22 protein-coding genes and 1 pseudogene are annotated in these 21,527 nt (G+C 46.4%); 4 read left to right on the forward strand and 19 right to left on the reverse strand.

All coding sequences use genetic code 11. The annotated features are described in order from the left end of the window. Nucleotides 1–112: 112 nt before the first annotated feature. The 6 genes from sufB to ABH897_RS03390 form a co-directional block, all read right to left on the reverse strand. A complete protein-coding gene (sufB, locus tag ABH897_RS03365) occupies nucleotides 113–1,510 on the reverse strand; it encodes a Fe-S cluster assembly protein SufB (protein ID WP_283655331.1) in 1,398 nt (465 codons plus the stop codon). A gap of 30 nt (nucleotides 1,511–1,540) precedes the next feature. After that, a complete protein-coding gene (gene sufU / locus ABH897_RS03370; protein WP_283655330.1) occupies nucleotides 1,541–1,963 on the reverse strand; it encodes a Fe-S cluster assembly sulfur transfer protein SufU in 423 nt (140 codons plus the stop codon). Beyond that, nucleotides 1,953–3,176, reverse strand: a complete 1,224-nt coding sequence (locus ABH897_RS03375) for a cysteine desulfurase (RefSeq protein WP_283655329.1) — start codon at nucleotides 3,174–3,176, stop codon at nucleotides 1,953–1,955. The genes sufU and ABH897_RS03375 overlap by 11 nt, the downstream gene beginning before the upstream one ends. Next, nucleotides 3,173–4,477: a Fe-S cluster assembly protein SufD gene (gene sufD, locus ABH897_RS03380; RefSeq protein ID WP_283657774.1), complete on the reverse strand. Its 1,305-nt coding sequence runs from the start codon at nucleotides 4,475–4,477 to the stop codon at nucleotides 3,173–3,175. The genes ABH897_RS03375 and sufD overlap by 4 nt, the downstream gene beginning before the upstream one ends. Before the next feature lie 23 nt (nucleotides 4,478–4,500). Next, complete coding sequence (sufC, locus tag ABH897_RS03385; protein ID WP_025685365.1) at nucleotides 4,501–5,283, reverse strand: Fe-S cluster assembly ATPase SufC; 783 nt, start codon at nucleotides 5,281–5,283, stop codon at nucleotides 4,501–4,503. A gap of 577 nt (nucleotides 5,284–5,860) precedes the next feature. Next, nucleotides 5,861–6,331, reverse strand: coding sequence for a Dps family protein (locus ABH897_RS03390; RefSeq protein WP_137062398.1), 471 nt, complete (start codon nucleotides 6,329–6,331; stop codon nucleotides 5,861–5,863). Between the two features lie 313 nt (nucleotides 6,332–6,644). On the opposite strand from ABH897_RS03390, the gene mtnK reads away from it, so the two are divergent. After that, entirely contained in the window at nucleotides 6,645–7,868 is a 1,224-nt protein-coding gene (mtnK, locus tag ABH897_RS03395; RefSeq protein WP_404591187.1) for an S-methyl-5-thioribose kinase, read from the forward strand. A 5-nt stretch (nucleotides 7,869–7,873) separates the two neighbouring features. Further along, nucleotides 7,874–8,983, forward strand: coding sequence for an S-methyl-5-thioribose-1-phosphate isomerase (gene mtnA / locus ABH897_RS03400; protein ID WP_283655326.1), 1,110 nt, complete (start codon nucleotides 7,874–7,876; stop codon nucleotides 8,981–8,983). 140 nt (nucleotides 8,984–9,123) lie between these two features. Here mtnA and ABH897_RS03405 read toward each other — a convergent pair whose 3' ends face one another. After that, nucleotides 9,124–9,426 carry a YunC family protein gene (locus ABH897_RS03405; protein WP_283656230.1) on the reverse strand — a complete coding sequence of 101 codons (303 nt, stop codon included), beginning with the start codon at nucleotides 9,424–9,426 and terminating at the stop codon, nucleotides 9,124–9,126. A 200-nt stretch (nucleotides 9,427–9,626) separates the two neighbouring features. Here ABH897_RS03405 and ABH897_RS03410 point away from each other — a divergent pair, with 200 nt between their 5' ends. Beyond that, nucleotides 9,627–10,031, forward strand: coding sequence for an Rrf2 family transcriptional regulator (locus ABH897_RS03410; protein WP_283655325.1), 405 nt, complete (start codon nucleotides 9,627–9,629; stop codon nucleotides 10,029–10,031). A gap of 81 nt (nucleotides 10,032–10,112) precedes the next feature. Here ABH897_RS03410 and ABH897_RS03415 read toward each other — a convergent pair whose 3' ends face one another. From ABH897_RS03415 to ABH897_RS03445, 7 genes are all read right to left on the reverse strand, one after another. Then, the gene (locus ABH897_RS03415) at nucleotides 10,113–10,787 is read right to left on the reverse strand and encodes a VOC family protein (RefSeq protein ID WP_283655324.1); all 675 of its coding nucleotides are present in this window, start codon (nucleotides 10,785–10,787) and stop codon (nucleotides 10,113–10,115) included. Between the two features lie 37 nt (nucleotides 10,788–10,824). After that, a complete protein-coding gene (locus ABH897_RS03420) occupies nucleotides 10,825–11,931 on the reverse strand; it encodes a TolB family protein (RefSeq protein WP_283655323.1) in 1,107 nt (368 codons plus the stop codon). Between the two features lie 199 nt (nucleotides 11,932–12,130). Next, nucleotides 12,131–13,597 carry a sensor histidine kinase gene (locus tag ABH897_RS03425; protein WP_283655322.1) on the reverse strand — a complete coding sequence of 489 codons (1,467 nt, stop codon included), beginning with the start codon at nucleotides 13,595–13,597 and terminating at the stop codon, nucleotides 12,131–12,133. 24 nt (nucleotides 13,598–13,621) lie between these two features. Next, complete coding sequence (locus ABH897_RS03430; protein ID WP_283655321.1) at nucleotides 13,622–14,146, reverse strand: hypothetical protein; 525 nt, start codon at nucleotides 14,144–14,146, stop codon at nucleotides 13,622–13,624. Between the two features lie 61 nt (nucleotides 14,147–14,207). Further along, nucleotides 14,208–14,321, reverse strand: coding sequence for a putative holin-like toxin (locus ABH897_RS03435; protein WP_235332350.1), 114 nt, complete (start codon nucleotides 14,319–14,321; stop codon nucleotides 14,208–14,210). Nucleotides 14,322–14,402: 81 nt separating this feature from the next. Further along, nucleotides 14,403–14,552, reverse strand: coding sequence for a hypothetical protein (locus ABH897_RS03440; RefSeq protein ID WP_404520704.1), 150 nt, complete (start codon nucleotides 14,550–14,552; stop codon nucleotides 14,403–14,405). 27 nt (nucleotides 14,553–14,579) lie between these two features. After that, a complete protein-coding gene (locus ABH897_RS03445) occupies nucleotides 14,580–15,170 on the reverse strand; it encodes a hypothetical protein (RefSeq protein WP_404591189.1) in 591 nt (196 codons plus the stop codon). Between the two features lie 80 nt (nucleotides 15,171–15,250). Between ABH897_RS03445 and ABH897_RS03450 the strand changes: the two genes are divergently transcribed. Further along, nucleotides 15,251–15,484, forward strand: a complete 234-nt coding sequence (locus tag ABH897_RS03450) for a helix-turn-helix domain-containing protein (protein ID WP_283655319.1) — start codon at nucleotides 15,251–15,253, stop codon at nucleotides 15,482–15,484. Nucleotides 15,485–15,759: 275 nt separating this feature from the next. Here the strand turns inward: ABH897_RS03450 and ABH897_RS03455 are convergent. From ABH897_RS03455 to ABH897_RS03475, 5 genes and pseudogenes are all read right to left on the reverse strand, one after another. Next, nucleotides 15,760–16,741: pseudogene (locus ABH897_RS03455) on the reverse strand (MFS transporter). Nucleotides 16,742–17,009: 268 nt separating this feature from the next. Then, nucleotides 17,010–17,540, reverse strand: a complete 531-nt coding sequence (locus tag ABH897_RS03460; RefSeq protein ID WP_283655318.1) for an NAD(P)H-dependent oxidoreductase — start codon at nucleotides 17,538–17,540, stop codon at nucleotides 17,010–17,012. Nucleotides 17,541–17,924: 384 nt separating this feature from the next. Beyond that, on the reverse strand, nucleotides 17,925–18,236 hold the full coding sequence (locus ABH897_RS03465) for an ArsR/SmtB family transcription factor (RefSeq protein WP_283655317.1): 312 nt from the start codon (nucleotides 18,234–18,236) through the stop codon (nucleotides 17,925–17,927). A gap of 153 nt (nucleotides 18,237–18,389) precedes the next feature. Continuing rightward, nucleotides 18,390–20,438 carry an iron ABC transporter permease gene (locus ABH897_RS03470; RefSeq protein ID WP_404591191.1) on the reverse strand — a complete coding sequence of 683 codons (2,049 nt, stop codon included), beginning with the start codon at nucleotides 20,436–20,438 and terminating at the stop codon, nucleotides 18,390–18,392. Then, nucleotides 20,435–21,430 (reverse strand): ABC transporter substrate-binding protein, encoded by a 996-nt coding sequence (locus ABH897_RS03475; protein WP_404520705.1) that lies wholly within the window; start codon nucleotides 21,428–21,430, stop codon nucleotides 20,435–20,437. The genes ABH897_RS03470 and ABH897_RS03475 overlap by 4 nt, the downstream gene beginning before the upstream one ends. Between the last annotated feature and the right edge of the window lie 97 nt (nucleotides 21,431–21,527).

Here is a 21,527-nt window from a genome sequence, read left to right on the forward strand (position 1 = left end):
ATCCGCAGGTTCTTCCCTACGAAGGACAGTCTCTTTTTATGTTACGGACACACGCCTGATAGACATCATCGCATCATGGCTCAGCCCCAACATAACCCTCGTAAAGCGAGAATTATCCTATGGAACCTTCCATTTCGAACTTGATCAAACGGTTCATCTCGACCGCGTACTCCATCGGCAGTTCTTTGGTGAACGGCTCGATAAAGCCCATAACGATCATTTGTGTCGCCTCTGCTTCGGTCAAACCACGGCTCATCAGATAGAACAACTGATCCTCCGATACCTTGGAAACCGTTGCTTCGTGCTCCAGCGTAATGTCGTCGTTCATGATTTCATTATAAGGAATCGTATCCGAGGTCGACTGATTATCCAAAATCAACGTATCACACTTGATATTCGATTTTGCCCCTTGAGCCTGACGACCGAATGAAGCCAGTCCGCGATACGTTACTTTACCGCCATGCTTACTGATCGACTTGGATACAATCGTCGATGTCGTATCTGGTGCCAAGTGGATCATTTTCGCCCCTGCATCCTGATGCTGGCCTTTGCCTGCAACTGCAATGGACAAAACCATACCTTTAGCTCCACGGCCTTTCAGCACAACTGCCGGGTATTTCATCGTCAGCTTGGAACCGATGTTACCATCGACCCATTCCATCGTTGCATTTTCTTCTGCAACCGCACGTTTGGTCACCAGGTTAAAGATGTTTGGTGCCCAGTTTTGGATCGTTGTGTAACGAACGCGTGCATTTTTCTTACAAATGATTTCCACCACTGCGCTATGCAGCGAGTTCGTGCTGTAAATCGGAGCCGTACAGCCTTCTACATAATGAACGAAGCTGTCCTCGTCGGCAATAATGAGTGTACGCTCGAATTGTCCCATGTTTTCCGAGTTAATACGGAAGTAAGCCTGCAATGGAACTTCACATTTTACACCCTTCGGTACATAGATAAAGCTTCCGCCTGACCATACCGCACTGTTCAGTGCTGCAAACTTGTTGTCCGCAGGAGGTACAACTGTCGCAAAATACTCTTTCAGAATTTCAGGATGCTCACGCAGCGCCGTATCGGTGTCCATGAAAATAACGCCCTGATCTTCGAGTTCCTTTTGCATGCTATGGTAAACAACCTCGGATTCATACTGTGCGGATACACCAGCCAGAAACTTTTGCTCCGCCTCAGGAATCCCCAGTTTATCAAAGGTTTCCTTAATTTCCGTAGGAACTTCTTCCCACGTTTTTCCTTGCCTCTCGGAGGGTCTTACATAGTACTGGATATCGTCGAAATCCAGATCATTCATATCTCCGCCCCAGTTTGGCATAGGCATTTTTTCAAACTGCTTCAGTGCTTTCAGACGGAATTCCAGCATCCATTCTGGCTCATCCTTAATTTTGGAGATTTCCTTTACGATTTCCGGAGTGAGACCCTTACCTGTTTGGAAAATGGATTTGTGCTCGTCACGAAAGCCATATTTATACTCTTCCATTTCCGGTGCTTTCTTGGCCATGTTTCTCAAACCTCCTCTATTCTAGTTAAATTATTGTTTTTCATCAATTCCTTTGCGCAGCGCATTCCAGGCCAAAGTCGCACATTTGATACGGGCCGGGAACTTATTGACACCTGACAAAGCTTCCAGCTCTTCATAATCGTCGAATTCGGCGGCTTCACCCTTCATCAGAGAAGAGAAGCGATTCGCCATATCCAGTGCCTGATCAATCGTTTTTCCCTTAACCGCCTCTGTCATCATTGAAGCGGAGGACATACTGATTGAACAGCCTTCTCCTGTAAAACGGGCATCCTCGACAACGCCGTCCTTCGTCTTGAGCTGAAGAGAAATCCGGTCACCACACGTAGGATTGTTCAAATCGACCGTGACCACGTCATCCTCAAAACGTCCGCGATTCCGCGGATTTTTATAATGATCCATAATTACACGTCGGTACAAGTCATCAAGTTGCATCGCCAAAATACTCCTTCGTTTGGATTAGGGCGCTGATCAAAACGTCGACTTCCTCTTCCGTGTTATAGAGGTAAAAGCTGGCTCGCGCCGTTGCACTGGCTTTCAACCAGCGCATCAATGGCTGGCAACAGTGATGGCCTGCACGTACAGCCACCCCTTTACTATCCAGCACGGTCGCTACATCATGCGGATGTACATCATCCAGATTGAATGTTACGAGTCCTACATGACGTTCAGCAGGACCGTAAATCGTCAAGCCATCCACTTCACGGAGACGTTTGAGAGCATAGTTGGCCAGACGGCTTTCATGCTGTGCAATCGCGTCCAGCCCGATGCTTTCCAGAAAATCAATGGCAGCTCCCAAGCCGACAGCTCCGGCAATGATCGGGGTTCCGCCTTCGAATTTCCAAGGCAGCTCCTTCCATGTGGATTCATACAATCCCACATCGTCGATCATTTCCCCGCCGAACTCAATCGGCTCCATGTTTTCCAGCAGCGCCTTCTTGCCGTACAGTGCCCCGATCCCTGTAGGACCACACATTTTGTGACCAGAAAAAGCATAAAAGTCAGCATCAATGTCTTGCACGTCTACTTTCATATGTGGCGTGCTTTGTGCACCGTCTACAACGATGACTGCGCCTTTGCGATGCGCAATAGCTGCAATCTCTTTGACCGGGTTCACAACGCCAAGCACATTGGAGACATGCGCAATGGCTACAATTTTTGTGTTTTCAGTGATGGTATTCTCCACGTCAGCAAGATCAACGCTACCGTCCTCTTGAAGCGGGATATATTTTAAAGTTGCGCCTGTGGCTTTGGCTACCTGTTGCCACGGAATCAGATTGCTGTGATGCTCCATCGGTGTGATGACAATCTCATCACCTTCCTGACAGTTGGCTCTGCCATAGGAAGAAGCAACCAGATTCAGCGCCGTTGTCGTTCCTCTTGTGAAAATAATTTCCTGACTGCGCTTTGCATTCAGAAAGCGGGCTACCTTCTCCCGCGCACCTTCATAAGCATCCGTAGCACGGCTGCCCAAGGTATGCACTCCACGATGAACGTTCGAATTATCATATTCGTAGTAGTGCTTGATCGCCTCAATGACCGCCAGCGGTTTTTGCGAAGTGGCCGCATTATCCAAATAAACCAGCGGATGACCGTTAATCTCCTGATGTAAAATCGGGAACTGTTCACGGATCAATGCAGTATTCATTGGCCTAACTTCCTTTCAACAAGGCTTTGCAGCTGCTGTTGAAGTCCTTCGAGCGGAATTTCAGAAACGACAGGTGCCAGGAAGCCATAAATAATCAAGCGTTCAGCTTCTGCACGGCTAATCCCGCGGGACATCAAGTAATACACTTGTTCACGATTCACCTGACCGACCGAAGCTGCGTGACCTGCGGTCACATCATCCTCATCAATCAGAAGGATCGGGTTAGCGTCACCACGCGCTTTCGGGCTAAGCATGAGAACACGTTCTGTTTGCTGGCCGTCTGCTTTGGTAGCACCTTTTTCAATTTTCGTAATACCGTTAATAATGGAAGATGCATTTTCACGCATAACTGCGCGTGTAATCATCTGGCTGGCTGAACTTTTGCCAAAATGCTGTGCTTGTGTCGTATAGTTCAGCTTTTGCGAGCCGGAGCCTACAGCAATAATCTTGGCATCCGAGTTGGAGCCGTTGCCTTTCAGCACGGACATCGTGTTGCTCGCTGTATTGCCATAGTTCATTTCTCCGACAATCCATTCGATAGCTGCGTCATTACCCAACGTAGCACGGCGGATGGAAATATCCGTTACTTGCTCTCCAAGCTGATGCACCGTTGCATAGCGCACCTTGGCTCCTGCATTCGCTACCACTTCTACTGCGCCATTATGAATGACAGGTGTTGCCAAATCCGCAGATACATAGTTGTCTACGTACGTTACGGAGCTATGGCTTTCAGCAATGAGCAGTACGTGAGGTGCAAACGTCGCCGTCGCATCATCTGTCAGGAAAACAGCCTGAAGCGGAACACTTAACTCCACATTCTTCGGCACATAAGCGAATACTCCACCGTTCCAGATCGCTGCGTGCAGCGCGGACAATGAATTTTCATCCGTCTTAATGACCGTATTCAGATGAGCTTTAACTAAATCACCATGCTCCTTAACCGCCGTTTGCAGATCCGTGAAAATAACGCCTTGCGCTGCCAATTCCTCGCTCAGCTTCACATATACCGCGCCGGAGTTGCGCTGGATAATCAGACCGCCCTCCTGCTGATCTTTTACCAGATCGGCAATCGCTGCGGGAACCTGCCCCACCGATGCAATCGCCTCGCTGTTTTTATGTTGACCGTAATCGTTGAGATTCCAACGTTCGATTTTAGTTTTTTCAAATACCGGAAGCTCCAGTTTGCCTGCAAGCTCAAGTGCTTTTTGTCTGTCTGCGGTCAGCCATGACGGCTCGCCGTTACGTTCGGACAGAACACGCAGTTGCTCGGAATCTACCGGAAGGATTGTTTGTGTACTCATTAGTTTTCCTCCTCGCTTCCGGCTTACGCCTCTTGTCCTACAGTTTCATCAACGATACCCAGTTCTTCCTTGATCCAGTCGTAACCGTCCGCTTCCAGACGCTCAGCCAGCTCAGGTCCACCGGATTTAACGATGCGTCCTTGCATCATGACATGTACGAAATCAGGCTTAACGTAATTCAACAGACGCTGGTAGTGAGTAATGATGAGGAAACCGCGCTCTTCGGAACGCATAGCATTGACACCGCTAGCCACGATTCTCAAAGCGTCAATATCCAGACCGGAGTCGATTTCGTCAAGAATGACGATTTTCGGATCGATCATCATCATTTGCAAAATTTCATTCCGTTTTTTCTCACCACCGGAGAAACCTTCATTCAGGTAACGGTGAGCAAACTCAGGATTCATTTCAAGTTCCTTCATTTTGCTTTCCATTTGGCGGATAAATTTAATCAGGGAAATTTCCTGTCCTTCTTCACGGCGTGCGTTAATTGCACTACGCAAAAAGTCGGAGTTGGTTACCCCTGCAATTTCACTCGGATACTGCATAGCCAGGAACAATCCCGCACGTGCGCGCTCGTCCACTTCCATGTCCAGAACGTCTTCTCCGTCCAAAGTTACTTTGCCATCTGTGACTTCATATTTGGGATGCCCCATCAAAGCAGAAGCCAATGTACTTTTCCCCGTTCCGTTAGGACCCATGATGGCATGGATTTCTCCGCCCTTCATTTCGAGGTTGATGCCTTTCAGAATTTCCTTGCCTTCAATGGTCGCTTTGAGACCTTCAATCTTAAAGTTTGTAGCCATATTCGGAATACCCTCCAAAATTTGTAGTGTGGTGTCGAAATCAGAAAGTATATTTAAACAGGGGAGCCCCCTGATTTCAAGCAAGCGAAATATTTAAAAATTTATTTATAATCATTCTAAACTGATTCTCAATGATTCTCAAGTTATTTTATAATAAATATCTTTAAGGGTGCAACCAACAGACACACGTTAAGCGACTTTCTTCATAAAATATTCATACTAACTCAGCTCACAAATGGCAAAATAACATACGAACCCATCTAAATACGAAGTGTGTTTAAAAGCCAATATGCTGAACAATGAAGAAGAAAGGTGCATTTTACCGTGATTTTCTGCTTCCTATTTTATATTATAGCGTAATTATTCATCATTACCGCATATCCCATCATAATCGTACCCCATCTATGAAAAAACATTAAAATGCTGTAAATTGTCTTTTTCAGCCATAAAAACGCTACCGACAACATGATGTCAGTAGCGTTTTTACATGTGTAGCGCTTATTTCAGAACACGGTCCCACTTCTATCGGGATAAGAATTTAACTGTCAGAATCAAGCTTTCAGCATCATTGTTATGGTTAGCCCAGATAAGAGCGAAGCATCCACATATGTTTTTCCAGATCCGCCTTATAACCAATCAGCAAATCTGCGGTTGGCTGATCAGAAGTACTTTCTGCCAATTCAATCCCTTCCTGAAATTCCTCACAGACGGTGGCAAAGTCCTCAATCAGCGTTTGTACCATTTTCGGCGCATCCTCATTACCACTTGCCTCGTGAATCGAGGACAACTCCAAATATTCTTTTAACGTTGCGGAAGGAGAACCTTTCAGCGCCAGCAGGCGTTCAGCGATCTCGTCCATTTTTAGCGTAATTTCATTATATAGCTCTTCAAATTTGACATGGAGTGTAAAAAAATTGGAGCCTTTCACATACCAGTGATAGTTATGAATCTTCACATATAGCACATTCAGATTAGCCACCTGACGGTTTAACAGTTCTTCCACCGATTTCGTTTGCGTATTTTTCGAGTTGCTTGTTGTTTTAGCCATAATAAATCCCTTCCTTTTTCATCAAATTGATCATTCAGGAACGTTTACACATTCATCCACCGTCATTCTGACGGGAAGACGCCAGCGGGCACGGTATTTCGCCTGCCGGACGTCTGTTTATTATTTACCCTTCCAGTATAGAGACGAAACAAAATAACAGAGTTCCTGAGTGCTCTTCCGGCGTTTCGTAAAAAAAATGTACAAAATTCAAGCGTTTTTCGTTATACTTGGCTCTATCCAAGCAAAATGGTTGGTTTAATCTTTTAGTATTTTTGGAAAATCGACTTAAGCACATTTTATGGAGGTGACTTCGTTGTCCCAATATCATCCTTTAACAACAGAAGAAGCAATTGAATTCGTGAAGGGCATCCCCGGATTTTTTAGTCAGGATGCTCGTCTGGAATGCCGCGAAATCGGTGATGGCAACCTGAATCTGGTTTTTCATATTACGGATTCTGAATCTGACAAGAGTATCATTGCCAAACAGGCGCTTCCCTATGTGAAAATCGTAGGTGAATCCTGGCCGCTGTCACTGGATCGTGCCCGTATTGAACGCGAGGCGCTTCAGAAGGAGCACCACATTTGCCCTGAGCTCGTTCCTGCGGTGCTCGGCTATGACGATGAACTCGCCTTGACTGTGATGGAGGATCTAAGCTCGTACACAATCATGCGCAAAGGATTAATCGAAGGAAACACATATCCGCATTTTGCTGACCATATTGGAGAGTTTCTGGCGCGTACGCTCTTTTTTACCTCGGATCTGGGCATGAATCAGCAGGACAAAAAAGAGCTGGTCAAGCGCTTTATCAACCCGGATCTTTGTAAAATCACCGAGGATCTTATTTTGGACGAGCCTTATCGGTTTTCAGACAATAACAACTACGGTTCCTATATCGAAGACGAGGCAGAGGCGCTTCGTACAGATCAGGCCATTCATCTGGAAGTAGCTTTGCTGCGAGAGAAGTTTCTGACACGGACAGAAGCGCTTCTGCACGGCGATCTTCATACAGGCAGTATTTTTGTAACAGCGGAGTCCACTAAAGTCATTGATCCCGAGTTTGCCTACTACGGACCGATGGGCTTTGATATCGGAGCGGTGATTGCCAATCTGCTGTTGAACTATGCAGCACAACCTGGATGGACTTCTGGCGAGACAGCTGTACAGGAACGCCGTGACTGGCTTTTAGAGACTGCCATTCAGGTATGGGAGCAGTTTGAGTGCGGGTTCCGCAAACTGTGGGACCAGCATGTTACTGACCACATGGCCCGCACGCCGGGATATCAGGACTTGTACCTCCAGAAAGTGCTGCAAGATACGATTGGCTTTGCAGGCTGCAAGGTCATCCGCCGGATCATCAGCTTGTCGCATGTGGCCGATATAGACACGATTGCCGATCCTGCGATCAAGGAAGCAGCGGAAAGACTGGCGTTATCTATAGGAAAAGCCTTGGTTCTCCGCAATCGCGAGGTGCATTCGATCCGTGAATTGGGAGACATTATTCAGACAGCAACGGCTACCCCAACTAAAGGAGCTTAATGGATATGAGTGAAAATAAAGAATCTACGACTAAAGCTTTCAATGAAGCAATCGCGCCTGGTCAGGCTCTCTCGTCGCTGGTGTGGAAAGGTGACCACTTGTCCATGCTGGACCAGCGCCTGCTGCCCGAATCCATCGTGATGCTGGATTTGTTCACAGCCGAGGAAGTGTGGGATGGCATCCATGCCATGAAGGTACGCGGTGCGCCAGCCATCGGAATGGCTGCGGCCTACGGCGTCGTGCTGGGTGCTTCCGCTTACGGCGGAACCGATGCTGCTGGATGGCTGGAGCATGTACACAGCGTTTGCGGGCATTTAGCTACATCACGACCGACCGCAGTGAACCTGTTCTGGGCGCTGGACCGCATGAAGAAGCGGGCCAAAGAACTAACCGCCGAAGCGACCGAAGGACGGGTCGAGGATTGGAATGCCGGATTGGAGCGTGAAGCTATATCCATTCAGGCAGAGGATGAGGAAGTATGCCGCCTGATCGGCGTCCATGCTTTACCTCTATTCGAAGACGGTATGGGCGTGCTCACTCACTGCAATGCAGGCGGACTGGCGACAGCGAAATACGGGACGGCACTCGCGCCCATGTACCTTGCACATGAAAACGGCATACACCTGAAAGTGTTTGCCGACGAAACACGTCCCGTGCTCCAAGGGGCGCGTCTGACCGCGTTTGAGCTCCAGCAGGCTGGCATTGATGTAACCCTGCTGTGTGACAACATGGCAGGTATGGTCATGGCCAAAGGATGGGTCCAGGCCGTCATCGTTGGCACGGACAGAGTGGCGGCTAATGGCGATGTCGCCAACAAAATCGGCACTTACAGCTTAGCTGTGCTGGCCAAGGCACATGGCATCCCTTTTTATGTAGCTTCACCGCTATCTACGATTGATTTGCATACTGCTACAGGCGCAGACATTCCCATCGAGGAGCGTCCTGCGGAGGAAGTCACCGAAAGCTTCGGCAAAAGGACAGCCCCACAGGGCATCAAGGTCTATAACCCGGCTTTCGACATTACGCCTCATGAATACATTACCGCCATCATTACCGAAAAAGGGATCGTCCAAGCTCCCTTTAGCGACAGCCTGCCCGCTTTATTTGCGGATTAATTCGTTTGCCAGGCCATGCAGCTCGTATGAAAGCGAAATCGTTTTACTCGATAAAATGTAACTTTTCTATTTGAAAAAACCGGAGCGAAGCAGCCCCGGTTTTTTCGCGTTTTTCTACCTTTGTGCAGCAAAAGCTCCACTTAGACCAGCTTCAAAAGTGCCTCATACCCCGGCATACCCGGCTTAATTCCAAGCTGCTCCGCTTCCGTCGTCACCGACTCCATGGGCGCTTCCAACAATTCGCGCAGCGTTTTTACACCCACAGCTCGTGCGGCAAGAATTTTCCGATCTCCCAGCCGTTCATTCAGCAATCCGACATCCAGTGCGCCGCACATGATGTAACCATGGGAGTTGGAGATAGTCAACAGCGTTGTTTTAGGCAGTTTGACCTCAACTCCGATAAATGTATGCTTACCCACTTGTATGGGTTCCATGTGTATCATTGTTTTCACTGCACCTCCTCTTTGTTCATCCGGGATATTTTATGCAGTATTTGGGGGTGAGTGTGGACACCCGTGGATACATATTGAATATTAGGGCGCTAATTTTTGTGCACCCTGTCGGAGCATTCAAAATTTGACGATGCCGCATCATAAAGGATATTATATATAGATTAAATCCTGAATTGAGGTGATCACCGAGCATGAAGTATTCTAAAGCGACGAACTATGCCCTTCACACCATGCTTTTTCTGGTAGTATCACCCCCTAATAATAAGCCTGTTGGTGTACAACAGTTGGCGGATCGACAAGGGGTTTCGCCTACTTACTTGTCCAAAATACTGACCAAGCTGGTCAAGGCGGGAATGATTGAATCTACTTCGGGTGCCAATGGCGGTTATAGATTGAAGCGGAACTGGGAGGATATTTCGTTCCTGGATGTTATTCATGCAATTGAAGGCGCAACTTCTTTGTTCGACTGTTGTATGAACCATGAAGCAGAATGCTTAATTCAAAAAGTAATGGTTTCAGCGGAGACCAAAATGGATGAGCATCTTAGAAATCAAAAGTTATCCGAACTTGCCAAAGAAATAAAAATGGTTCTCTGAGCCATATTTATTTTGAGATAAGGGCCACTCTTTTTTGTTTCAAAAAGTATGCCTTTTTGCTAATCCCCTTTATCTAATTAATCAGGTTGATCTCAATTCGTACAAGCCATTTTGAAGCGAAAGACTGGCAGAACCTGCACCTTTAATCACGATCTTGGTGTTGAACCCACACGGCATCCTATCGTCCGGGAACCAAGGCCGCTGCTTGTCTATTACAATTAATAATCCTTCCGCGTCCCCTAGAGGAGTGAATTGCTTCCCGGCCTCACCCCATGAATCAATTTGGAACATTGCTGTGATAGTTTTGCAACATTCCGGAACATTATCGACTGGAAGGCCAATCTCACTTATACGAAGTAAATGCTTTGGCCCGAAAGCTTCATCTACTGCGTTGTCGAGCGAATGGTGAGCAATGAACTCGATGAGGTTATGATCAGGATCATAGAAGTAAAGTGCTGTTGCATTCCAGCTTTCGAAAAGAAACTCATCCTCTCTGGTTCTTGAAATCAATGAGATGCCCCGGTCGATTACCCATTGTTTTGCCTCTATGAACTTATTGGTTGGAATCGCAAACGCAACGTGATAAAACTCATTCTCCATGAGGGAATTTTCCTGAAGAGCAAGAACCGATTCGCCAGCTCCAAATGATAACCGTGAAGCGGTTTCCTCCAGAACCTCCAGGCCCAAGAGAGAGCCGTAAAAAGCTTTCATGGCTTCAAATCTGTGTGTATTTAAGAGCACTTCTGTTATTTTCATCGCGTTCGTCATCCCCCTTAAAATAAATGATTTTTGCTCAAGATAACTTGATTACATAAGCCGTAGATTGATATCCAGTGTCCTTCATGACCCCTGTTGGAATCAGCAGCTTTTTACCGGAAGGGCTCCAGCGTAGCTGGTCACTTATGCTATTATCGCCCAAGACCGGAGTTTGCTCCCCTGTTTCTGCTTCTGTAATGAAAAAACGGTATTTATCTCCATCCTCAGAAACCGCATAGGCCAGCTTGCTGCCATCCGGCGACCAGCTTGTACCGAACAGTTGCATACCCGTAGCCAATGTGAACAGCTCTTTCCCTTTGGTATCGCAGAGAACCAATGCGTTTTCCCCGGGTTTGGTGTGTTTAACAACCGCCAGCGTGCCGCCATCCGGGGAAGGAAGGACCGCCCAGATGTCTTTTTTCAGGACTTCGGATTGCTTGGTTTCGATATCATAGGCGATCCATTTCCCCATAGCGACATAGTAGATCGTATTTCCCGACGGAGCTACGCTAGAAACACTTCTCTGTCCAGTCTTGACCGCGACTTCACTCTTTCCATTCACATCAGCCCTGATAATGTCCCCTTCCATATTGGGAAAAATAACGTGACCTGTATCCTCCCATACGCCTTCCCCGGCCATAAACTCTGCATCGTACATCTTCACGGAAACGCCGGTTTCAAGATTCATGATGTAGCCTATTCCTGTGGATTCATACAATTGCTGATAAAGCATATGCTTCCTGTCAGGGGACAGCTTTGCAAATCCGTAGCTTTTCTCCCCCTCCAGCAGCGGCGTCTCCCCACTGGAAGCAAGATCATATTGATAGAGGTTATGTGGATAACGTTTTTCTCCCTCAATCATCACGGGGGGCAGCTTCCTGTTCTCTTTATCAACCGCAAGCGTGCCTTCACTCACCCAATCCATCCCGCGAACACCCTCAATCTTAGCAATGCCCTCCAGCTTCAACTTGGTGTATACGGATTCAGTGGTGTTATCCATCACGGTAATCTTTTTGCCGGACTTCTCTACAACCTGCCGCGCCTCCGTGTTCCCCGTAGTACAAGCGGTCAGGGACATAAGAGTCGCCGTGGCGAGCAGTATGAGTCCTGTCTTGCCCAGCTTGCTGTGGATATTTGCGTTCATTGCATGATTCCCCCTAAAGATTTGTACAGCATGGACATGATTGAATTCGATTCGTACAAAACTCGCTGTGGAAGCCTAATCTTGAGTCCTGTGTAGCCTTAGCCTGCTCTAAGCATACCGGAGGAGTATTTCCAAACCACGGCTGCTTGTTTCCAAGTTGTAAACTTTTTGAGTAGCTTTGATGCAGAGTACAGACCTATTAAGTGGCTGGAAAAGACAGCTCGAAGACCGAACCTTCACCTTCCGTCTCCAGTAGCGTAATGCTTCCATTCTGCTTCTCAACCAGATTGCGAACCAGTGACAGTCCCAGTCCCGTGCCGCCCGATTGCCTGGATCGATCGCGGTTGACCGTGTAGAAAGGCTCGAAAATCCTCTCTCTGGCTTCCTCAGGAATGCCTATGCCGGAATCACGGATCGTGATCCTTACCCGGTTGTCCCTAAGCTCGCTGTGAACATGAATAGTTCCTTGAGGAACATTGTATTTGATCGCATTATCCAGCAAATTAATAAAAATATGCATAAAGCTCTCTTTATCAATCCAGATGTGGGCTGGCTCCGCATCGCAGGAAATAGTGATTCCGAAGCGCTCTGCCTTGCCACTCATACGTGCACAAACATCCCGCAGCCCCTCTGCAACCTCCAACAGCTCGGCCTGTGACTCAAAATCATATTTTTCCAGCGCCGACACCTGTAGCACCTTCTCCACCATTTCATATAGCCGCTGAGTTTCCTTGGCGATGCTGGCCTTGGCTTCCAACAGCAGCTTGGGATCATCGTCGTACATATTCAGCAGATCCACGTAAGCTTTAATGGAGGTCAACGGTGTCTTGAATTCATGGCTAATGTTGCCGATATATTGCTTCTGCTGCTGCTCCAGCGCTTGGAGCTTGTGGATAGCCAGTTGCAGCTTCCGTTGCTCTTCATCTTTGGCAGCAATACTCTGCTCAATCTCCTTGCTCATAAAGTAGATGCCCTCGGCCAACTCGCCCAGCTCATCCTTTCGCCTAACCGGAGGAGCCTGGATATATTCGGCGCGGCGGATATCCTCTGCCGCCTTTTTCAACCGTCCAATAGCTGCGGCTGCCCGGTTAAAATACAAATATCCGATGATGAAGCTTAGTAAAAGTACCGCGATCCCTGTAGTCAGGAACAAATTCTGGAGGGTTCGCAGAAAACTCTGCGAGCTTTTGAGTGAATATTGCAACTGAACTACCCCCATTTGTTCCTCCGGCCCTTGGAGCGGCGCCAGATACAGGAGTGTGTCCCCCACAACCTCATATGCTATTTTATTGTGCAACGCATAGGCCAGGGCAGCATTCACTTCACTTTGCTGGTCTACCACTGGAGGGTCTTGAATAGAGGTGCCTACCTGGAGCCCCTGCGCATCATAAAGCGTGACTCCCAGTCCGGTAAATCCGGCCAGCTCCGTAGCCAGTCCCCGGCCCCGCTGCCTCATAAATATCTGCGGCTCCATCCGCGTTCCTGTATAATAAGTCTGCTTCACCCGCAGATTAACCGTTTTGACGTGCTGGGCCAGATAAACCTCGGTTTGAGTCAGCTGGTTCTTTTCCACCCCTTGAAGAACAAAATAGCTTAGCACACCTAGAGCAAGAATAAGCAGTACAGCCAGAAACAAGCTGAATTTCAACTTGATGCTAATTCTCATGGATAATCACCGCTCATCTTTTCTTTATTTGTCTCCTTTTATCTCACTCAAAATCCTGTAATTTACATTAAACCCTGAAAATTGAAATAGTACTTCCTTTTCATCCAAAGCCTTACTTTTTGCTATTTTCAAATAGAGCTTGGGCTGGTCTCGAAATGCTCTCGCACTTCCAATAGAGTACGCCTTCTTGAGATAATCATGCGCCTCTAACGTTTTGCCTTGAAGAAGGAGCGTTTCAGCCATCAGGATATAAGGGTTGGCATCCACAATGCGATATCCAGTGATCTCCATATCAACAATCTCTTCATTTAAAAGCTCTGCGGAACGCTGAGTTTGACCGTTATAATTGAGAATTTGAACGTATTGATGCAAGGTTAAGCTTGTAATTCCCCATTTATGCTTAGGTTCAGGTATCAGGTCCCAAGCCTTTTGTGCTTTTTCCTCAGCCATTTTGCTGTCTAATGGGAGTATACCAGCGGCTTCCTCTCCAAGCTCCCAAATAGCCTCCTCCAACTGCAAATCGAAGTCATGATACATCCGAATATTCATCGGTTTACCTCCAATAGATCATTTCATTCTCAACATAAATCAATACCCCATCCGTTTTCATCTACTTCTTTTGGTTATGGTTCAATGCAACGACAATTGTGATGACTAATCCGATCAGCGTCACCAGCAATGTACCAAACATTATCATTAATGTCAGCGCCTCTTTAACCTCCACAGGCGTCACCTCCTTTGCAGGAGACGAACCGACCGCCCATCTAAGCCAATAGAATGGTTAAAAACATGATAGCACACGATATTAGTAGCCTGAAACCAAGTCTCTGGCTTCAGCTTCTGCCTTTTCAATAGCTTCGGCTAAAGTCATTTCAGGTTTCACTTGTTTGTACTGAATGGCTTTGCTATATGTATCCCCTGCCTCGCTCCACTCCCAATATGTATAAACATCCACAGACTCCAGAAAGTAGACCGATAACGCCTATACAGGGTTTACAGCATATAAATCCATGAACTTCTGGTTTGAAAGCTGATCGCGCTTAAGAAATTCATTTCTCATACTGTATAATAGATTCAATACATCTTCGTCATTCACATTCACGATGCGATTCACAAATGCATTGCGTCTTTCCACGTTATTCAATATGATTTGGATAGCGTTGCGTATACGCCAAGCCTCTGGGCCAATATTGAGCATATGAATTAAATCGTTCGTAGTCAGGTCAGGGTAAAATGGGACTGGTTGAATTATTCGTGTCCACACTCCATCGTTCCCATGCTCAAACACTTGAATCGCATCAGTAACATTCACCCCAATGGTCTGCCATTGGTGGTTGAGGGCATCTGTAATGTGATAGTAGTGCAGCCCGGCTTCTTCGTTTTCTTCTGTTTGCTCCCAAACCTGTTCCATACGAACAATGGTTTTGATGGCTTGTTTGTTGGCTTTAGTATTTGGCATCATGGTATCATCCCCCAATTCTATTTTTGGAAAAATGGCAATAGCAAAGCTAAGGGTATGTTGTACATCCCTTTGATAAAATGATAATATGTTACGAACTAATTGCACTTTCACGGTGCAACTTTACATAAACACAATATATCATATGCACTTTCATAGTGCAATATTTTATTCTAAGTCATCTGGAGGCTCCTATGGATCAACAAGGTTACATTTTACATTGCAAGTTGGATGAGATTTTAAAACAGCACGATAACATGTCTGTTCTGAAATTATCCGAGGAAATTGGACATCGCAGAACTACAATTATGGAGCTGGTGCACAATAGCAATATGGAAAAAAAGAAAATATCAGCTACCTTAATCACTAAATTGTGTGTCTATTTCGATATCACTCCTAATGATTTATTTGAAATTCGTAAGCTCTAAATAAAACGGGGACCCGTAAAATATAGACTCTGAAAAGAGTTATTTTTACGGGTCCCACGTTTACGTAAACAGTAAATAATTATCATTGAAAAGCTCATTCCGATCTCCGAAGACGCTTTACAAAGGAAACTACTCCCCAGACGAACAACGCCAAAATGCCACCAACGATTAGGAGGGTAATTAAAATATTACTCCATACGAAATGCAATCAACATCACTCCATGCATTATTTTATGGTCATCATGTAGGGTACTCTTCTAATGTCTATCCATATTTTAACTCACGTTTACTTCCTCTGCATTCGATTTGAACATTTTTACTTCAGCATTTTGCATAATTCGATTCCCAAGTGTGAGATAAACCAACCGCCAATTGAAGCCCCCGCAGTAATGCCAAGATTAGAAAATGAAACAAACAAGCTGTTTCCAAATTCGGGAGCTTCTTTCGTCTCTGTCGTTAGCCATGCTTGGCTAATAATAAGCCCTCCGGAATGCACTGCCCCCCAAATAAAAAATCCCCAAAAATCATGATGATTCCAAAGACCATTAACATGATACTAATCCATGACCCATTCATATGGGTGACCTGACCAAGATATTCGGCAAAGTAGCTGTACACAGAGAACATAGCTGCAAAGATAAAAATAACGGTCACGATATTGAACCATAATTGAGGTTTGCGTAGTATACCGAGCTTTTTTCCATAAGGCATTTTCTCTTTTACCGGCATAGAAGGAAGCCAAATGAGGATTCCCACAAAGGCAATCATGCTTACAACAGCCCCAAACAAGAAAGCGGCTTCTAACGATATTTTCTCTGCGAGATAAGAAGTTAAAGGCACGCCAAAAGCAAATCCGACCGTTATTCCGGCGAAAACCTTGGTGACTGCTTTACTGCTTTTTTCCGGCGGGACAAGTTTGGCTGCGGTCACTAAGGCAACCGAAAAAAAGACAGGATGAAAAATAGCAGGGAGAATGCCGAAAATGAGCATCATATTGAATTCGGTTGTAAAAGCATAAACCATATTTGAAATCACAAAACTGAGCACAGCGGTTAAGAGAATGACTTTGCGATTTATACCGGAAACGAGTAAGGTCAGGAATGGACCTGAAATGGCAACGACTAAAGAAAATACACTTACAAGCCAGCCTGCCTGTGAAGTCGATATATTAAAATTTTGAGTGACCTGGGGTAAAAAACCTATAATCCCCATTTCCGTTGTAATAATGCCGAATACGCCTAAACGTTCGGTGAAAATATAGTATTAGACTGGGACCATTGATTTAATGCGGTTTTTGATTTGAAGAATCGTCAGTATATGAAAAATAAGTTTTAGACTGATCCATTAAAGGAAGCAGCGGCAGACCAAGACTTGATAAATAAAGTCTTAGACTGCCGCTGTTGTCATTCAACTAACGTCCCCCGATAGCTTAACATCGGTATCAGTCGTGGTGAGTTCACAAACTAATTCTTCAAATGAATCAATTTTTTTGATGGGTAACTTGCAAACGAAATATAGATGCATATTATAGGTTGTCAACAAAATTCAAATAATTTTCAGTGCTTTTTTCCACAGTTTCTTCAGATCGATCATATTCCTCACCATAAAATGCAAAGAACGAACGATAATCTGCATCGCAATATAGGAATGTCATTTTAAATGGAACCAGTATTTGTTCAAGCGTATATTGATATCTTCCGTTTTCGTGATAATCTAGCTTTTCGATTCCTGCAGATACACCTAAAGCAACTTTACGATTCTTGAATTTATCTCCTCCATTTGAACCAAAAGCCCATCCATAAGTTAAAACATCGTCAAACCATTTTTTTAGGAGAGGCGGACAATTAAACCAATATATAGGGAACTGCAAAACAAGATTACCATGAGATTCAACCAATTTTTGTTCCTTTTCCACGTCGATGTTTCCATCAGGGTAAACTTTAGACAACTCGTGAACAGTATACTTTTCTGGATATTTTTTCAGTTCTTCTACCCACCGCTTATTAATGACGGATGTTTCCATGCTGGGATGCGCTACAATAACAAGAGTTTTCAAAGATTTGTCCTCCTTAAGTATTATTTATATCTTGATAATAAAATGAACGCTAGAAATATGAAAGTATGCACTTTTAGTACAGATACTTACATAAAGGTAAGTGTTTTTTTACTGGTTCCACGCTTTTTATCACCAGAGAATTAACATAGAGGATTCCGCCACGCTATCCTGCTCGTTAGCTTAACGCAGTACCGGCAGTCTAACACTTTATTTTCTCAGTCTACATCTTTATTTTCCGAGTCTAATACTTAATTTACTTTGAACACTAAAGCCAAAATAATAATAAGCAAAGAGTTATCCTGTTTCATAATTAAAAGTAAGCCTCCATCATATTTATATATACAGATTCATAGATATATTTTACGAAAAAAACCTCCTTTCTGTCTATAGTTCCTTTTGAATGTACTCGGCAAATTCCTGTATTGTCTTTTCGTTCCGACGATAGTACGTCCACTTCCCAATTCGCTCAGACTCTAACAAACCAGCTTTTTGCATCGTTAATAAATAACTTGAGATAACAGACTGTGCAAGTTCTGCTTTAGCCTGAATATCCCCCACACATACACCAATTCGAAGATTAAGCCCTTGCTTTAAATAAGCCTGTTCATCAAAAAATTCCTCTGGATTTTTTAACCACAGCATAATTAGACGGCGTGTCTCATTAGACAAAGCTTTATAAATCAATGACGGTTCCATACAGTACATTATATCTACTTTATTAGATTTGTAAATATAAAATCCAGATAGCTTTGCAGAAGAATGAATAAAACTGCAACTGTCTATATAAAAAGAGGCTGTTTCCCCCACGGAAAATCCGCCCGGAAACAGCCTTTTTGCGTGCCACTTCAACTACACTGACTTACTACGATTGGAGCGATACATCAAGTACAGGAAATACGGCGCGCCGATCAGGGCGATCAGCAGACCGGAAGGAATTTCCGTCGGTGCAAGAATCGTCCGTCCAATCGTATCTGCCAACACCAGCATCACCGCTCCCAAGATGCTCGACAAGACAATCGAACGGCGAACATGGTGCCCGATCAATGTGCGCACGATATGCGGAGCAATCAGCCCGATGAAGCCAATCGTACCGACGCAGGCTACTGCTCCTCCCGCCAGCAGCACACCCACTGCCATCGCCAGCAGCCGGGTGCGACGCACCGGAAGCCCCAGTCCCATGGCGCTGCTATCGTCAAATACCAAAAGATCGAAGCGGCGAGCTAGCCACCAGGCTACTGGCAACAACACGAGCAGAAAGGCCAGAATCGTCGTCACCTGCGCCCAGCTTCGCGCATAGGTACTACCCGTCAGCCAAATATAACCGGTGCTGCCCCACAGCGAGCCTTGGATAATTAGCACCTGAATTCCAGCTGCTCCAATCGCTGATACAGCGATGCCGAGTAATATGACAACAGACGGATTCAGATGTTTGTTCCAGGATAGAAAGAAGATCACTGCCGCTGAAACTGCCGCTCCGGCGATCGCCGCGACTGGCAGCACATAAACAGGCAGTCCGGGCCAGACAATGATTACTGCAAGCGCGCCGAATCCCGCTCCAGAAGAAACCCCGATGATCGAGGCATCCGCCAAGGGATTGCGAACGGCTAGTTGGATCAAGACACCGCTGACCGCAAGCGCGATACCAGCCCCGGCCGCCACCAGCGTGCGTGGAATTCTAAACTGCAGCAAAGCCGAATTCGCGCTCTCACCGCCGAACAGGCCAGACAGCAGATCGCCCACCGGAATGCGCATTCCTCCAAACATCAGGCTGAATACGGTTAGCAGCACGGCCCCACACGCGAGCAATGTGACCAGCCTGCCATACGGTAATTTCCGAGAGCGAACACCTATGTTCATTGAAGACTGTCCACCGATGCCGGAAGGCAGTTTCATCCTCCACAGGATCAGCCAAATTAACCAAGGGGCCCCGATCAATGCCATTACCGCTCCGGTCGGCAGATCCATGCTTGATTGGTGGACCATTTTCGCCAGCACGTCAGCGCCCGTCAATAACAGTGCCCCCCACAGGAAGGAACCAGGCAGCACCCAGCGGTGCATTTTCAGGCCACTTAAGCGCACCAAATGCGGAGCCACTAAACCTACAAACCCGATGGGTCCAATGACACTGACTGTAATGGTCGCCAGCATAACCGCCAATACAATACCCACCGCCCGGGTCAAGCCCACCTTTTGCCCGAGGGATGTAGATGTAGACTCATCCAGATCCAGCACATCGAATTGCCTCGACAGCAAAACCGCGATAACCGAGAGCCCTACAACCCAGGGCCAAGCATAAGTAGTACCACTCCAATCGTTTTGCACAAGCGAACCGGAACCCCATAGAAACAATCCCTGCGTTTCGAAGGAGTAAAAGATATGTAATGCTCCGGTAAACGAACCGAGCACCATAGACACAATGAGGCCAGCAAGCGCCAGCCGGATCGGACTTCCAACTCGTCCCCCGCCCATAAAGTAAGCAAGCACCGCCGCCAGCAGGCCGCCGATGGCGGCAAACAGAAATGGAGCCTGATGCAGCAATCCGGGGAACATCACCGCGCCAAGCACGACCACAAAATAGGCACCCGCGTTGATTCCGAGCGTATCAGAAGCCGCCAACGGATTTTTGGTGATGGCCTGCAACAATGCACCGGCGATCGCAAGCGCACCGCCAGCCAAGATTCCAATGACCGTACGTGGCATCCGCAGATCCCAAACCATATTGTGCTCAAGCGTATTCTGACGCTGGGTCAACGCCTCGATTACCGTATGCAGCGGAATCGGCGCCTCTCCGTAGCACAAGCTTACAAAAAAAAGCGCAATAAGGACGGCCAAGCCGCCCCCAAAAATGCTTCCTACACGCCAAGCCTTCGACAAATTCGTTCTGTCTGCTCGGGTCATTTCGTCAGGACTCCAACCACCTGATCAACCAACACTTTGGATGAGATTGGGCCCCCGAACGTCCACGTTGTTCCGTCCAGTGGATAGGTCCGTTTTTCTTTGACAAAATCCAGTTCTTTCCAGACTGAATTGTTCTTCATCGCGGCTCCAAATACATCGTCCGTCTTCTGCGTAATGTAGATAAAATGGCTGTCCTGTACCGCCGGAAGAGCTTCGATGCCAACAGTGCTGAATCCATATTTCTCGGTTTTGTCCGACTTCCAGTCGTTTACCATACCGAGTTTCGCAAGCGTCCCAACTACAAGCGAGTTATCCTTAAACATCCGTAGGCTGGCAGCATTTTGAGCTGTGAAAGCCTGAGTCAGCGCGTAGTGGAAATTCGCTTTTCCCGCTTTTTCCAATGTAGACTTTGCCTCATTATAATGTTGGTCAAGTTCGCTTAGGACTTTATCCGCCTGCTCCGTTTTTCCAGTAGCCATAGCGATCTGCTTAAAGATCTCGACCATGCGGTCGTAATCATAACCGTTTCCTTTGTAAGGATCATATTCTATCGTTGGTGCGATTCCCTTAAGCTGTGCGTAAATCGCTGCATTATTGTCTGCGTTAGAGATAATAAGGTCCGGCTTGAGCGCCGCGATCGCTTCCAAATTCGGTTCGCCCCGTGTACCGATATCAGTGACCGAATCAGCCAGTTTCGCCTCCGGCGTTACCCACAGCTTATAGTCTTCGTTGTCCGCATTACCAACAGGCTGCACACCCAGCGCGATCAGATCTTCGGTAAACGTCCATTCCAGGACAACGACACGTTCCGCTGGCTTGTCCAGCTTGACTTCCCCGTGATCGTCTTTAACCGTAACCGGCCCAGCCGCTTTGCTGGTCTGCTCAGACCCGGAAGTGGCTCCTGGCTTCGAGCTATCTCCTACTGATCCGCAACCCGCCAATACAATAGCAAAAACCGTAAACAATAATAGGCCATTCAACATCTTTTTCATTCTCTCATTCACCCCTGCATATATATGTCTCATTAGAAAATGATAATCATTATCAGTAAAAGAGTATAGGGGTTGATGGTTTTTGTCAACAAAGATT

It is taken from the genome of Paenibacillus sp. RC73, assembly GCF_044908085.1.
GTDB classification, from domain to species: Bacteria; Bacillota; Bacilli; order Paenibacillales; family Paenibacillaceae; genus Paenibacillus; species Paenibacillus terrae_A.

Bases quoted from the DNA above. Each gene is read 5' to 3' on its own strand.
- sufB (WP_283655331.1), bottom strand. From the start codon at position 1,510: ATGGCCAAGAAAGCACCGGAAATGGAAGAGTATAAATATGGCTTTCGT.
- sufU (WP_283655330.1), bottom strand. From the start codon at position 1,963: ATGCAACTTGATGACTTGTACCGACGTGTAATTATGGATCATTATAAA.
- ABH897_RS03375 (WP_283655329.1), bottom strand. From the start codon at position 3,176: ATGAATACTGCATTGATCCGTGAACAGTTCCCGATTTTACATCAGGAG.
- sufD (WP_283657774.1), bottom strand. From the start codon at position 4,477: ATGAGTACACAAACAATCCTTCCGGTAGATTCCGAGCAACTGCGTGTT.
- sufC (WP_025685365.1), bottom strand. From the start codon at position 5,283: ATGGCTACAAACTTTAAGATTGAAGGTCTCAAAGCGACCATTGAAGGC.
- ABH897_RS03390 (WP_137062398.1), bottom strand. From the start codon at position 6,331: ATGGCTAAAACAACAAGCAACTCGAAAAATACGCAAACGAAATCGGTG.
- mtnA (WP_283655326.1), top strand. From the start codon at position 7,874: ATGAGTGAAAATAAAGAATCTACGACTAAAGCTTTCAATGAAGCAATC.
- ABH897_RS03405 (WP_283656230.1), bottom strand. From the start codon at position 9,426: ATGATACACATGGAACCCATACAAGTGGGTAAGCATACATTTATCGGA.
- ABH897_RS03410 (WP_283655325.1), top strand. From the start codon at position 9,627: ATGAAGTATTCTAAAGCGACGAACTATGCCCTTCACACCATGCTTTTT.
- ABH897_RS03415 (WP_283655324.1), bottom strand. From the start codon at position 10,787: ATGAAAATAACAGAAGTGCTCTTAAATACACACAGATTTGAAGCCATG.
- ABH897_RS03420 (WP_283655323.1), bottom strand. From the start codon at position 11,931: ATGAACGCAAATATCCACAGCAAGCTGGGCAAGACAGGACTCATACTG.
- ABH897_RS03425 (WP_283655322.1), bottom strand. From the start codon at position 13,597: ATGAGAATTAGCATCAAGTTGAAATTCAGCTTGTTTCTGGCTGTACTG.
- ABH897_RS03430 (WP_283655321.1), bottom strand. From the start codon at position 14,146: ATGAATATTCGGATGTATCATGACTTCGATTTGCAGTTGGAGGAGGCT.
- ABH897_RS03450 (WP_283655319.1), top strand. From the start codon at position 15,251: ATGGATCAACAAGGTTACATTTTACATTGCAAGTTGGATGAGATTTTA.
- ABH897_RS03465 (WP_283655317.1), bottom strand. From the start codon at position 18,236: ATGGAACCGTCATTGATTTATAAAGCTTTGTCTAATGAGACACGCCGT.
- ABH897_RS03470 (WP_404591191.1), bottom strand. From the start codon at position 20,438: ATGACCCGAGCAGACAGAACGAATTTGTCGAAGGCTTGGCGTGTAGGA.
- ABH897_RS03475 (WP_404520705.1), bottom strand. From the start codon at position 21,430: ATGAAAAAGATGTTGAATGGCCTATTATTGTTTACGGTTTTTGCTATT.